This is a genomic window from Rhodococcus sp. DN22, assembly GCF_036669995.1.
In the GTDB taxonomy this organism is placed as follows: domain Bacteria; phylum Actinomycetota; class Actinomycetes; order Mycobacteriales; family Mycobacteriaceae; genus Rhodococcus_F; species Rhodococcus_F erythropolis.
Map to the genome: position 1 here is coordinate 5,064,718 of NZ_CP133326.1, position 14,350 is coordinate 5,079,067.

Consider the following 14,350-nt stretch of genomic DNA (forward strand, 5'->3'; position numbering starts at 1 on the left):
GGTACAGTTGCTGTCGAACCGGTTGAGATGGTTCGCCACGAAGGAGGACAAAAGTGAACGAAGCAGGAGCTGATCAATCCGCTCGGGACGTGTTTCGACTCGACAACGACACGCTCGCCTTCCGCTTCACCGCCACCCTCACCAATCGGAACGGCTCGAGGTTCGAACGACTCACGAGCCCGCAGCGACTCGAATTATGGTTACGCGCCAACGATCTGATGGACGCCCCCGCAACCGCGACAGAAGACGACCTCCGCGGCGCGCAGGATTTACGTGAGGCCATTCATCGCATCGGAACCGCCGTGTGCGAGAACCGCCGTGCCTCACGCACCGATGTCGGGATCGTCAACACCGCATCCGAGCTCGGTGATGCCCACCTCGCCCTCGAGAGTGGCCGGGCCCTCTGGAAATCAGCCGGAGACAATCCGATCCGCGACGCTTTGTCGATAGTGGCTGCCGACGCGATCGCGGTGCTCGGTGGAGCCGACCGGGACCGCGTCAAAGCCTGCCAGGGCGACGGGTGCACCGGCCTCTACGTCGACACCAGTCGCGGCAACAACCGACGCTGGTGCTCGATGAACATCTGCGGAAACAAAGCCAAGAAATCCGCGATGACCGCTCGCGCCGACTAGCTCATCTCACCTTCACCGCGACTCCATTTCGCCGCCACTCGGTTCCACAGCTTCTCGATCGGCGTCGACAGCAGGAGAAGAAACAGCGGGAAGTACGACGTCACCGGAACGAGCACACTGACGAGCAGCGCCACCACCATGATCAGGAAAGTGACGATTTCAGCGGTGAAATGCGGCTTCGCATTCTCTTCGCTCAACGACGGGTTGCGAACCAGACCCCACGCGACCACCGCCAGGCACGCAGCACTGGCTGCCATTGTCCCGATGTAGAGAGCCCTGGTCCCGAGATCCTGCGACGGCGCTGCAACGAGCGCTGTCGGGAAGGGCAGGAACACGATGGTCATCACCCACAACCCCAGTCCGCGAACGACCACCTTGTCCGCGTCGACCACAAAACGAAGCAGCCGATGCTGCGACCACCAGAGCCGGAAGATCACCAGAAAGCTCAGGGCGAACGAGTAGAACTGCGCAGCGTGATCGCGCAGCAGTTCTGACGTGGTGCCGTGGTGGTCACTGGTGAGTTCGACCAGCGGCAGTACGAGCAGCGTGATCGCAATGGCGACAATCGCGTCGATGAAAGTGACGTAGCGCTCGAAGTAGCGGGTGCGTTCCGCAATCTCAGCCATTGCGGAAGCATAAGCCTCACAACAGGAAACAGACCGGCGACGCCACTTTCCGGAAGCAGGTATCCGGAAACATACAATTAACGAATCAAATTCGTTAGATCTCTTGACCGTGGCGGAGCTCATCCCCATACTTAACGAATCACATTCATTAAGTGACTCGCATCACGACACCAGGGGTCGGTTCAGCCACCCCCTTCAGGACATGGGGTTGCCCTAGTGCCGATCAACGCTTCGACGAATACGCAGTCCGACCGGGTTCCACTCACCGCCAACCGCGGTATTGCCGTCTTCAGTATCGGCGTCATGGGGTTCATTACCGCGAACCTCATCCCCCTGATGATCGTGGCAATGGTCGAGGACCTCGGTGTCACCGAATCCGCTGCCGGTGCCGTTCTGACCGCATCGCTGCTGGTCTGCGCCGTCATCTGCCTCGTCACCACCCGTATCGCTTCGGGGCGGCATCGCCATCTCCTCGGCCGCGTCAGCCTGATGGCAATGGCAGCCGCATTCGGCGTTGCGGCCATCGCACCGTCCACGACGATCGCATGCGCCGCGATCATCGTCGGCGGTATCGGCGCTGGTGGATCCGCATCCGTTGGCGGAGCGGCACTGGCCGCGCTCACGAACCCGGACCGGGCGTCAAGCATCAGCGGCCTCGTGAACCGTGTCGTCGTCACAGCCGTCCTCGCTCTCATACCCATCCTCGGCACACACATGACCAACGCATTCGGCATCGTCGCAGTCCTGGCACTGGCTACCGCAGCAACGGTCACCTGGTTGCCGTCGTCCCCGGTGAAAGAGTCGCCGGAGACGGCGAAGTCCGCCAATACGACCACAGCTCTCCCCGCCGGGGTCAGCGCGAAACGACTCACTTTTGCCGGAACCGCATTTCTCGCGATGCTTGCAGTCTGGGCGATCAGCGAGGACTCGTTGTGGGCAGTACTGGGCATCATGGGTTCCGAGCACGCCGGGCTCTCGGATCAACAAATGAGTCTCGCACTGAGCGCATCAACGGCGGGTGGTGTGCTCGCGGCTGTTACCTTGACCGCGTTGGGTTCTCGGGTCAGTCGGACAGTATCGATCTCCGTGCTACTGATACTCGGGGCAATTCTGAAGCTGTCTGCCGGCCTCACCACCGATCCCACGATCTACCTGGTAGTGGTCATCGCTTGGAACACGATCTACGCGGCCACGTTCATCGTCCTGGTTGCCATCTCGGCCGCGCTCGACGCGGCCGGCCGATGGTCGGCGCCACTACTGGGCACCTACCTCATCGGCTCTGCGTTCGCGCCGCTGTTCGGAACTTCGGTGACGGCCGGCCTCGGGTATCCGACCTTCGGAGTCATCATCTCGGGGATCAGCTTCGTTCTACTGGTCCCGTTCGCCTTGGTTTCCCGACTCTCCGCACGTACCGAAGGTGCGTATCGTCACCACAGCGCCGCCATCACTACTACCGTCATCGCGTAAGGATCACGTAGAAGTCATGAATGACAGCATCACTCACTACCGCAACGGAAAGATCTTCACGGCTGCCGACGACGGATGGGCCGAGTCGATAGTCGTCGAGGACCACAAGCTCAGATTCGTGGGCGAAACCGTCTATGCCGATATCCTGGCACCCGACGCCGAGGTGATCGATCTCCAAGGCGCCGTCGTGCTACCCGGTTTCGTCGACGCACATACACATTTGGTCATGATGGGATTCGCGCTGCAGAAGTTGGATCTGCGTGATGCCACCGATCTCGCCGACATTCAGTCCAGCATCAAGCAATTCGCGGAATCGAACCCGGACGCACCACGACTGCTGGGTCGCAGTTGGTTGTTCTCCGCGCTGGATGGAGGGCACCCGACGCGAGAGATGATCGACGCCGTCGTACCCGATCGCCCGGTGTACCTCGACGCCAACGACGTACATTCGGTCTGGGTGAACACTGCAGCACTGCGAGAACTCGGCATCGACGCGGACACTCCCGATCCGATCGGCGGTCGTATCGGCCGGGATCCGGACACCGGAGAAGCCACCGGAATGCTGTACGAGACCGCCATGATGCTCTACGTCTGGCCGAAACTGGCGGAGCTCGCATCCGACGAAGACCGGGACGCCGCCCTCGCTCTCGCCTTCCGCCACTATCTCGAGGACGGCGTGACCGGTGCGGTCGACATGGCACTCGGCGCGGACGAATTAGCCTCGCTGGAAAGAGCATTGGACGCAGGAGACGGAACACTGCCGCTGCGTGTCGCGGCTCACTGGCTGATGACCCGCGAGGACAACGAGGCCGACAACGTCGGACAAGTTCACGACGTGATCGAACTCCACGAGCGCGTCCAAGGTCCGTGGCTCCGTATCGCCGGAATCAAGATCATCATCGACGGTGTGATCGACAGCTGCACTGCCGCAATGAAAGAGCCGTACTCGGACGGCACCAACGCCGAGCCCATCTGGGATCTCGAGTCCTTGATCCCCGTCGTGACAGCCGCTGACGCCGCAGGCCTGCAGATCGCGATGCACGCGATCGGCGACGAGGCGTCGGAGATCGGTTTGACGGCACTCGAGTACGCGATCGCCGCCAACGGAGACATTCCCCGCAGGCACCGAATGGAACACTTGGAGTCCATCACCCGGGACAACGTCGAAAGGCTTGCCCGCCTGGGAATCATCGCCTCGATGCAACCGGTTCACGCTGACCCTGCAATCCAGGAGAACTGGCAGGCGATGCTCGGCGACTACCGGGTGAATCGCGCGTACCCCTGGCCTGAATTCACCGAGGCCGGAGCGGTTCTGGCCTTGGGTTCGGACGCTCCGACCGCTCCCCACCCGCCGCTGCCGAACATGTTCATCGCCACCACCCGTCGATCCGCAATCGATCCGTCACTGGCACCCAACCTGCCGAAGTACGCACTCCCCCTCGCGGACGCGCTGGCTCACGCAACTCGCGACGCTGCCTACTCGTGCCGGTGGGAAGATGTGACCGGCCAGCTGGTTCGGGGTAAAGCAGCCGATTTTGTCGTACTGAAACAAGATCCGTTCACCGAAGGGGTCGATTCTCTCCTGACCACGGAGATTGCGATGACCGTCGTTGCTGGATCCGTGCGATACGACGCGGCCGGGGCCAAGAGCACCGAAGCACGGAACACCGAGTCCGATAGCTGATCGTTACCGGTTGTTCGATAACGCACGCACGCGGCCCGGCGACAGAACGAAGGAGGGACTTGAACACGTGAACCCATACACTCTGGAGGACGCATGCGCAGGAAAGCTCCGATTTCGGCCGCCGTCGCAGCCGCTGCACTGGTGACGGCCACTGCCCTGACGGTCGCCGGTTGTGGGTCGACCGAAGGAACACCTGAAGCGGCGGCGAGTTCCACGGCAGCCAGTTCAACGGCGTCGGCGACATCGACGGCAAACGAAACCGAGACGACGGTAGCGAGCTCTCCCCCGCCACAATCGAACACCCGCACAAATGCATCCACGACGGCGACTACGACAGCAATCCCCGCTTCGGGTCCCTGTCTCGACGTCGGCTCCTCGCTCGTCACCGACGCCATCGGCACGCTGGGCACCGACATCAACGGGGGCAATTGGATACCGAGATCCGCGAGCGAAGAACAGATCGGGAATTGTCCTGACCTGCTCTGGGTTTCGGTGGACGGCGACGGCGTCGGCGATGCGACTTACCAGTCACACGTCCTGTTCTTCCACGACGGAACATACCTGGGCACGGCTACCAGTGAGCCGTACTCGTACACACACGTCATCGACAGCAACAAGGATTCGGTATCCGTCCAATACCGTTGGCTGCTGGACGACGATGCATTCTGCTGTCCCCAAGGCGGACCGAACATAGTGAATTTCACGTGGAACGGCAGCGCCGTGGTTGCCGACGGCCAGTTCCCGCCCTCCTGAACCTGCCTGGGTCCGAGAAGGCCCTGAATGCAACTGTGCCCCAGCGACGACGGTCACTGGGGCACAGTCTTGTTCGATCTACTCGCCGGCGCTCCTACTCACCGACACCGAGTTCGCGCAGGCGAGTCTTGTACAGCTCGATGTTGCCGAGCTTGATGTCTTCGTAACCGCGAACCACGTCCGGCAGTGCCGCGATCTCGACGGCGCGATCGTATCCGTCGGTTGCGAGCGTACGAGAGAGGTCAGCGATCATGGCCTCGTACTCGGCGAGCAGTTCACGCTCGACCTTGCGGACGTGCATGTAGCCGAAGGGGTCGAGCTTGGTACCGCGAAGCTTCTTACCCTTGGCCAGAACCTTCAGTGCAACATGCGACTTGGGTCCGAGACCGATCTTCTTCTTGCGGCCCATCACTCGAAGGATCGGCGGGTGGAGCTTGTAGGTCAGGTTCTCCCCGGCCGGCACCTGAGACTTGACGTCCTCGATGAATGCGGGGTCGACCAGCATACGAGCAACTTCGTACTCGTCCTTGTACGCGGTGAACTTGAAGAGGCCGCGGGCAACAGCCTCGCTGAAATCGGTCCGCTCGGTTGCGGCACGTTCGGCGGTCCAGACTGCCTGAACCTGATCGATGTAGCGCTGGGCGATCTTGACGGACTGGAACTCGATGAGCTGCGCCGCACGCAGTTCCACCAGTCGCAGGGTTTCACCGGTGAAGGTGGTTCCGGCGAACATGTGAGCCGGTGCGACAACGGGTTCGCGGACGGACTTGGCCGGCGTGGTGACGGCCGAGAACGCTGCGGTGTCGGCAATTGCTGCACGACCCCAACGGAATGCCGCGATGTTCGCGTCCACGGCAACGCCGTTGATGCCGATCGCTTCTTCGATGGCCTCTGCCGGCAGACGAAGTCCGCCGCTCTGGTAGGCCGCACCGATCAGCAGGAAGTTGGCTGCTGCGGTGTTACCGAACAACTCCTGCGCCGCGGCGAGTGCGTCGAACGAACGCAGGGTGCGCGACACCTTGTCGAGACGGGCGAGGAGTGACGTCTCCTCGGGGTAGCGAACAGCCTTGTCGTAGACCATGTCTCCGGTCGGCGTCTGCGACGTCGAGGCGATGGAGACCGTCTTCTCGGCGTTGCCGTAGTCGAGGTTCTTGTTGTCCGTCGCGGTCAGCAGGTCGAAGGCGACGATGCAATCCGCGCTGCCCGGAGTGAGGCGGTTGGACGGCTCGAGCGCGCTGGAGCTGAAACGCAGGTGCGAGACAACCGGTCCGGCCTTCTGGCTCAGTCCGATCTGGTCAAGGCTCTCCACCTCGAGGCCGGCGCGCAGTGCAGCCGTTGCGAGCACCTGGTTGACGGTCACGATGCCGGTGCCGCCGATGCCCGCGAGGAAAACGTTCTGCGTGCTGGTGAGCGGTCCGAAATTGGGGTCTGCGACGACGGGCGGGGCGGGACGTGCGGCCTTGGGAGCCTTCTTGCCCGGTACCAATTCGACGGTCACGAACGACGGGCAATCGCCGTCCATGCAGGTGTAATCGGTGTTGCAGGACGTCTGGTCGATCTTCGTCTTGCGGCCGTACTCGGTGTCCACGGGCTGGACCGAGAGGCAGTTCGACTTCACACCGCAGTCACCGCAGCCTTCGCACACTGCCTCGTTGATGACGACGCGAGTGTTGCGAGTGGGCAGCGTGCCACGCTTGCGCTGGCGACGAGCGTCGGCCGCACAGTGCTGGTCGTAGATCAACACTGTGACGCCCTTGATCTCGCGAAGCTCCTTCTGGGCCTCGTCGAGGCGATCGCGGTGCCAGAGCTTGGTGCCCTTGGCCAGAGCGCGCTTGTTGTGACGCGAAGGCTCGTCGGCGCAGATGATGATCTGCTTGACGCCCTCGGTGGTCAGCTTGTGGCTGAGCTGAGCAACGGAGAGGGCACCTTCCGCGTCCTGTGCACCGGTCATCGCCACTACTTCGTTGTAGAGCAACTTGTAGGTGATGTTCACGCCTGCGGCGATGCATGCCTGGACAGCCAACTGACCGGAGTGGAAGAAGGTGCCGTCGCCGATGTTCTGGAACAGGTGAGGCACGTCGGTGAACGGTGCCTGCCCGATCCACTGGCTGCCCTCGCCGCCCATTTGCGTCAGGCCGGTGACAGCGCTGTCCTCACGGCCGGACATGGTGACGAGTGTGTGGCAACCGATTCCGCCGCCGCCGATGGAACCCTCGGGGATAGCGGTGGAACGGTTGTGGGGGCACCCGCTGCAGAAGTACGCGGTTCGCTTGGCGGAAAGCACGTTGAGCGACAGCGGGGCCGGGAGGGTGCGCTTGAGCTCGACGTGCGGCTTCAGTACGCGGCGCAACGGGGCGAGCAGCCGGCCTGCGGTCAGTTCACCACTGGCAGGCATGAGCAGACGGCCCTGGCCGTCACGCTTGCCGATGATGCGAGGGGCATCGTCGGTGCCGTACAGGACTTCCCGGATCTGAGCTTCGATGAACGCGGTCTTGTCCTCGACCACGACGATCTGCTCGAGGCCTTCGGCGAACTCCTTTATCTTCTCGCCCACGACGGGGTAGCACATTCCGATGCGAAGGAGACGGATCCCGGCGCGGTGCAGTGCGGCATCATCGACGCCGAGGTCTGCCAAAGCTTGACGGACGGAGTCGAAAGTTGTACCGGTGGCGGCGATACCGATCTTCGCACCGGAGGGGTTGACCTCGATCACATCGAGGTTGTTGGCAGTTCCGTACGCGTGCACAAGATCCCATCGCGGGCCGTACAGATCGGCCTCGGCGATGACACTGTCCGGCGGCGCGGCCATCTGACGCTGCTTGTAGACGAAGGGCTTGCCCTCGAACTGCACTTCCGGAACCACGATGTCGAAGTCCGCGATGCTGCCGTCGATCGTCCAGGCACCGTCTGCGACGTCGGCGACGATCTTCAGCGCTACGACGCAACCGGAGACACGCGAGAGAGCAACGGCGTGCATACCCATCGTGATGATCTCTTCGGCATTGCGTGGGAAGAGAACCGGCACGCCCATCGCGGCAAGCGAGCGCTCGCTGACGGCCGGAACCGTGGAGGACTTCGACGCGGGGTCGTCGCCCACCAGGAGGACGACGCCGCCCTTGGGGTTCACGCCGTACATGTTGGCGTGGCGAATGGTGTCGGTAGCGCGGTCGACGCCGGGGCCCTTGCCGTACCAGACGCCGGTCACGCCGTCGTGGGTCGCGGTTCCGGCAGGGAGATCCGTCTGGCTTCCCCATACCGCCGTGGCGGCGAGCTCCTCGTTGAAGCCAGGGATGAAGGTGATGTCGTGCTCGGCGAGAACCTTGGGCATGCCGTGAAGCATCTTATCGACGCCACCGAGGGGGCTGCCCTGGTAACCGGAGACGAAGGTGGCAATACGCTTACCTGCCCGAATGTCGCGAACGTGCTGCTCGACGAAGCCGCGTGCAATTGCCTGAACACCGGTCAGCAACACCGGTCCCGATCCCGACCGGTACCGATCATCGAGGTCATAGGGCTTGGCCTGGGCTACGCCCGACACCAGTTCAGTCATCGTGGACCACCGTTCCGTCTGCAGTGCATTTCAACTACCGTGCATTTTCAACAACCGCGTAACTCGATCTGTTCAGATGATCGTGGTCGAGGTGTGTGAAAGCGTCAACAGAGGCTTGTTCAACTATTCAAATTGACAATTTGTGAGCCAAATCACGTGACCTAGGTCATCGAATCAATCAGTTGGAGACCCGTTCGTGGCGATACGGCGAAACGGACATAAAACGTTCCCGACAATGCACACCGAGAACTTTCTTGACATTGACGCAACGTCAACTTGCATGCTGAATGAGCACAACCGATCCGAGAGTAGGAACTCCACGTGAGCGAATGGTCCATCCAAGAACTCGCCAAATCCGCAGGTACCACCAGCAGAACGCTGCGTCACTACGGCGATTTGGGACTCCTGGAACCGAGTCGCATCGGCGCCAACGGCTACCGCTTCTACGACGAAGACGCCCTGGTGCGACTGCAACGCATCCTTCTACTTCGGGAACTCGGACTCGGATTGCCGGCCATCGCCGAAGTCCTCACCGGCGAACGCGATACGGCCGCCGCACTGCGTACGCACCTCGAACTCCTCGAGCAAGAGCGCACGCGGATCTCGAGACAGATCGAATCGGTCAACAGGACCTTGAACAAGACGAAGAATGGTGAATCACTCATGCCGGAAGATGTTTTCGACGGGTTCGACCACACCCGATACAAGGACGAGGTCATCGAGCGCTGGGGCAAGGACGCCTACACCAGCGGCGACAACTGGTGGCGGTCGATGTCGGAGCAGGACCGTAAAGCTCATCTGCAAGCTCAAGCCGACATCGCAGCGGCATTCGGAAAAGCACTGACAGCGGGGCTGTCCGCGGAAAGCGACGACGTCCAGACGATTACCCGAAGACAGTTCGAGTGGATAAAGATCGGTTGGCAGGGAAGGACTCCCAGCGCCGACGCCTTCACCGGACTCGGCCAGATGTACGTCGACGATCCCCGCTTCACTGCAAACTACGACAAGTACGGAGAAGGCACCGCTTCGCTGGTCCGTGACGCGATGAAGGTCTACGCCGAGCGCAATCTGCACTGACGCCGATCAGTCCTGCCCACTGCCGAGGAGGTTGTGTCGGTGCGCTGCCGCGACAGCCTCTTCCCGGGAATGCGCACCGAGTTTGCGATACAAGGCTCGGAGGTGACTCTTCAGCGTGTTGTTGGATACGAACAACCGCCGCGCGATCTCACCGATCGGAATGCCGAGACCCAGTTCCACGAGAACGTCCATCTCCCGTTTCGTCAATTGGACCCGAACGATGGCCGCCGGATATATCTGCGCCGCTTCGGATTCGAGAAAGGTCGCGACGGCACTGCTCGAGCCCTCGGCCCGATCTTCGAGTTGCCTGATCAGATCACGCGGTATCGTCGCCAGGGCCGACAGGACACCGGAGGTTTCGAGCAGTCCGCGAGCTTCCTCCCATGTACTCGCGGCAGCGGGGATCCTGCCCAGTTCACACAGAGCAGCGCATTCGATCAGCAGAGATTCGAGCCGAAACCTCGTGAGATACTGCCCGCTCCAGTCGATTTCGCGGCACAATTCCAATGCCTGGGACGGCGACCCGGTCAGGAGATGCGTCCGCGCCACGGAGACCGTGACAACTGCAAACGTATGTGGCGCAGCGACTGATTCTTCCAGCGCCTTGGTACCCTCCCCGGACGCCAACAGAAGATCGATACGTGCCGCGGTGAGAAGCGCGTCACCGAGCGATCGTTCACACGGATTCACGTGCCCGTGCGTTGCCACTGCGCGCTGGAGGGAAATCAGCCCCGAGAACGGGTCCGATTGCAGCAGTGCAAATCTGGTGTAAGTGTAGGCCGCGAACGCCCACAGGTCGCCCGGCGGTGTAACCTCGGCGAGTGCGTCCATCGCGGCAGCTCCGGCGTGCAGGTCCACGCTGTCGCACGCCACCAGTGCCCGCGCGATCGCTCCCCCCATGTGCGAGGGCGGTCCCAACCATCCCGAAACGTCCGGGTGTGTGCTTTCCAGGTGCAGCCAGTCCGTCGCGTGCGCGACGTCCCCGATCAGCGCGGAGTTGAGCGCGGCATTGCCTGCGGCGTGACGCAGGACGAACTCCGGACCATGTTGCACCGCACCTTGATAGGCGAGTCGCAATTCCACCGCGGCATCACCGAGGTCACCGGTCAATTGATGCGAGACCCCCCAGATCAGCCGCAGGGCGGGCAGTTGAGACCCCAACGCGCCCAACGACTCGTCGCCGAGGCCGTACACGACGTGCGCCAATTTGCGCGTGATCTCGGTAGAGCGTTGGTACTTACCGGATGTTCTCAGCACCACCGATTGGACAGTTCCGACGTTCAACAAGCTGTGCGCATGCGGACTACCACCTATCGCACGCAATTCCGCCGGTTCCGTCGGTAATGAATCGCCGTTGATCAACTGCGGCCGCAGACGTGATTCGAGCAGGTCACGACCCACCAGAATCGAAGGGTTCGAACTGAGTACGTCACCGGGTATGGATTGCAACGCAGTCCGGACCAATCCGGTGTGATCGACCAGAAGATCAGCCCAGTGGCGCTCGAGTATGTCGAGCACCCTGGTCCACTTGCGTCCGTCCAAGGCGTAGTGAACGGCACCGGCTATATCCGAAGTCCCGAGAGCGTGATCGACGAGAACCTGGAAGGGATCTTCGAATCCATCCCCTTGTTCGGCCCGTATCTGTATGAATGCCAGTCGAACTGACGGCGCGAAGTACCAGGACGGTTCTCCCTCGAAACCATTCCGGAAGATCAGACCGAAAGACTCGAGCAAGTCCAGTTTGCCCTCCACGTCAAGATCGTCGGACAAGACACGAGCGATCTCTGGTGTCACCGTGCGGGCAGCGGCGATCGTAGTCGCGAAGTCGAACAACTCGAGCGACTTGCCCGACCGAGGAGCGGTCCGACTGACGTACGCGTGGATCGCCTGGTCCACTCGCTGCTGAACGCGTTCGCGTCCACGGCTCGGTTCACTCAGCCCCGCAACCGCACTCAGAGCAACCTTCATCAGCACGGGAACGCCGGCGACGCGTTCACAGATCGAATGGACGATGCCCGAGGGAAGGTGAATCCCTGCCTCCGCGAACAGAACGGTGGACTCGTCGAGCGTGTATCTGAGGTCGTTCGCGCACAGGTACTCGTCCACGCGGACGTCTTCGAGCAAGTCCGTCGCAGACCGATCCTGCAGCGTGACGATTACTTTCAATCCGGGAAGCCGCACGATCAGATCCACGATTCGGCGTCCCACCTCGTCACCCTCAACCAGGTCGATGCGGTTGAACACCAACACGAATGGTGCGGGCGACGAGTCGAGGAGTGATTCGATCGCGCCCACTGGATCCTCGCGCATTCGTGGCGGGGCCTCGAGTGATTCCAGCGAATCCTGAATTACTGCGAGCGCGGTGTTCCAGTACTCGAGGGGGGTCATCCGATGCGATGGCGCCGGCACCCAGACTACCGGTCTGCTCGGCACCTGCCCGAGAGTCGTGAGCCACAACGCGGCGAGTTCCGTCTTGCCGAACCCAAGCGGCGAATCGATGACAGTCAATCCCGCCGAGCGTTCCATCAATCCGAGGAGGCGGGGACGAATCGCCGTGGCTCCACGCCCGGCAAGCCGCCTTTGCAGCGTGCCCCTTCCTCGAGGATTTCGCTTTGCTCGAGATAGCTGCGATCGATTCGAAGTGGACGTCATGATGGCCGACAAACGAGCAGTCGATCCCCGCCGAACTCGAGATTTCGTTCGAGCATCGAACTCCCAACCTGTCCACCCATAACGAACAACATAGACAGCTTCGCCGCGACACGCGAGCACTGGCCGTCTCACAAATACGCCCGATTTGTCTCATTATGTGGGCTCGGTCACTATTGACGTCTATTTGCGGGAGAGTGACTGCGACCTGCGGGATCTGACATATCATGCCCGCGTGTCGATGAATTCCGCCCGCATCCGCGTGTCGACCCGATCGGTCGATCCTGCGGACGCCGACGACTTCTGGCGCAGTGTCACACGTCCGTTCTTCGTCACCGACCGAATTGACCCTGACACATCTCTCGAAGGCTCGATCACAGCGCTTTCCATCGGAACCTCGTTGATCGGTCAAACTACCTTCAACGCACAGAAGTACACCCGAAACAATCGGCTGATCGCCGAGAGCGGACTCGACGATGAATACATGGTCCAGGTCGTCCTCGACGGGCAGTTGAGCGGCAACGCCGACGGAGTCGATTTCGTCGCACGTCCAGGCGATGTCACATTCTTCGACCTCGGGCGTACCTGGACCGCCGACGCGGAGGCGGAATCGACAGGGCGCACCATCACGCTCCTCGCACCGCGTTCCCTCGTCGAGGCCGAGTCGAAGGGTCGTTCTCTACACGGGACGGTACTGCGCGGAGTTCCTGCCGTCGTGCTCGCTCAGTGCATGCAATCGGTCGTACTCGCGCTACCGCATCTCGATCCCGATGCTGCGGCCGGCTACGAGGACGTCGTCGCTTCCCTCCTTCGTGTCAGTTTGGGTATCGCCGAACCTGATCTGTCGCCGCGGCCCGATCACTCTCTCCGCGATCGTGCGTACGCCTACATCGCCGAGCATCTCTCGGAGACCTGGCTCGGCCCGACGAGCATGTGCGCAGCATTGTCCGTCTCCCGGGCACAGCTCTATCGCGCATTCGCATCCGACGGCGGAATAGCTCTTGTCATTCGGCGGAAGCGTCTCGAACTCGTCTACCGCGAATTGACCAGAACCGAGATGCCGAACGAAACGATCGAAGCGTTGGCCCTGCGATGCGGCTTCACCTCGAAATCCCAGTTGGCGCGAGCGTTCAAGGACTTCTACGGGATGACCCCGAGCCAAGCCCGAACCGACGGCAGACGCACGATCGGGGACCCGTCGATCGCACGCCTGCGCCGCCGACTCGAGTTCTTCAGCCCCTGAATCCGAGATACTCCACAGCCTCGCGAGCGTGCCTGTGTTCTAGTTGATCCATGAGCTGGGTCGACAAGGAACTGAGTCTGGCTGCGCTCACAGGTGCGGTCACAGGTGTCGCCGTGATGATCCCGATAGTCGGCGATGGAGCCTGGTCCTGGGGAGGACTGTTCATACCCGCCTTCATCGGAGCGCTGGCAGGGCTGATTGTCGGCTCGAGCGCTGTTGCAGGTGGGCGCTGCGCCCTGAGAACAAGCCACACATGGCCGGCGCGCACAGTCTGCTGCTGGAAGCATCGGTTCGCTGCGTGCTCTGCCTTGGCGGTGACATTGCTGGTAATCGGAGTGTCCATGGCGGCTGTCGTCGCTACTGGTGACCCGGTGCGAGATGCCGGAGGATTCCCGACCTCCTTGATCGTACTGGCGGTCATCGCCGCAGTTACGTACGTGTTCTCCTACCTGCTCGCCCCCGCCCAGGCCTCCGAAACCCCGTAAGAACCTCTGCTTCATCACGATTCGTCCTCCGAACCGCGGTGGAGATCAATAATTCCATGACAGGCAGCGAGCTCAGATCACTTCAGCTGGAAATGAACCGGAGAACAAACTGCTCGATGCCTTCCGATATGACCTTGGTCAGCGCGGTGAAGTCGTTCGACCAGCGTTGAATATCCAAGCTGCT

At 61.7% G+C, this 14,350-nt stretch carries 10 protein-coding genes; 7 read left to right on the forward strand and 3 right to left on the reverse strand.

Annotation, left to right across the window (positions count from 1 at the left end; all coding sequences use genetic code 11):
- Window positions 1–53: 53 nt before the first annotated feature.
- On the forward strand, window positions 54–632 hold the full coding sequence (locus RA302_RS23115) for a CGNR zinc finger domain-containing protein (protein ID WP_030535296.1): 579 nt from the start codon (window positions 54–56) through the stop codon (window positions 630–632).
- On the opposite strand, the gene RA302_RS23120 is transcribed toward RA302_RS23115, so the two are convergent.
- Complete coding sequence (locus RA302_RS23120; protein ID WP_030535295.1) at window positions 629–1,258, reverse strand: TMEM175 family protein; 630 nt, start codon at window positions 1,256–1,258, stop codon at window positions 629–631. The two genes, RA302_RS23115 and RA302_RS23120, sit on opposite strands and share 4 nt — an antisense overlap.
- 216 nt (window positions 1,259–1,474) lie before the next feature.
- Here RA302_RS23120 and RA302_RS23125 point away from each other — a divergent pair, with 216 nt between their 5' ends.
- The 3 genes from RA302_RS23125 (at window position 1,475) to RA302_RS23135 (ending at window position 5,162) form a co-directional block, all read left to right on the forward strand.
- Window positions 1,475–2,725, forward strand: coding sequence for an MFS transporter (locus RA302_RS23125; protein WP_030535294.1), 1,251 nt, complete (start codon window positions 1,475–1,477; stop codon window positions 2,723–2,725).
- A gap of 16 nt (window positions 2,726–2,741) precedes the next feature.
- Window positions 2,742–4,409: an amidohydrolase gene (locus RA302_RS23130; RefSeq protein WP_030535293.1), complete on the forward strand. Its 1,668-nt coding sequence runs from the start codon at window positions 2,742–2,744 to the stop codon at window positions 4,407–4,409.
- A gap of 93 nt (window positions 4,410–4,502) precedes the next feature.
- Window positions 4,503–5,162 (forward strand): LppP/LprE family lipoprotein, encoded by a 660-nt coding sequence (locus RA302_RS23135; protein ID WP_003940243.1) that lies wholly within the window; start codon window positions 4,503–4,505, stop codon window positions 5,160–5,162.
- A gap of 94 nt (window positions 5,163–5,256) precedes the next feature.
- Here the strand turns inward: RA302_RS23135 and RA302_RS23140 are convergent, their stop codons facing one another.
- On the reverse strand, window positions 5,257–8,712 hold the full coding sequence (locus RA302_RS23140) for an indolepyruvate ferredoxin oxidoreductase family protein (protein ID WP_030535292.1): 3,456 nt from the start codon (window positions 8,710–8,712) through the stop codon (window positions 5,257–5,259).
- Between the two features lie 321 nt (window positions 8,713–9,033).
- Between RA302_RS23140 and RA302_RS23145 the strand changes: the two genes are divergently transcribed.
- Window positions 9,034–9,789, forward strand: a complete 756-nt coding sequence (locus RA302_RS23145) for a MerR family transcriptional regulator (RefSeq protein WP_030535291.1) — start codon at window positions 9,034–9,036, stop codon at window positions 9,787–9,789.
- 6 nt (window positions 9,790–9,795) lie between these two features.
- On the opposite strand, the gene RA302_RS23150 is transcribed toward RA302_RS23145, so the two are convergent.
- The gene (locus RA302_RS23150) at window positions 9,796–12,315 is read right to left on the reverse strand and encodes a LuxR C-terminal-related transcriptional regulator (protein WP_030535290.1); all 2,520 of its coding nucleotides are present in this window, start codon (window positions 12,313–12,315) and stop codon (window positions 9,796–9,798) included.
- Window positions 12,316–12,679: 364 nt separating this feature from the next.
- Here RA302_RS23150 and RA302_RS23155 point away from each other — a divergent pair, with 364 nt between their 5' ends.
- Complete coding sequence (locus RA302_RS23155; RefSeq protein WP_230587460.1) at window positions 12,680–13,681, forward strand: AraC family transcriptional regulator; 1,002 nt, start codon at window positions 12,680–12,682, stop codon at window positions 13,679–13,681.
- 50 nt (window positions 13,682–13,731) lie between these two features.
- Window positions 13,732–14,166 (forward strand): hypothetical protein, encoded by a 435-nt coding sequence (locus tag RA302_RS23160; protein WP_030535288.1) that lies wholly within the window; start codon window positions 13,732–13,734, stop codon window positions 14,164–14,166.
- The last annotated feature ends 184 nt before the right edge of the window (window positions 14,167–14,350 follow it).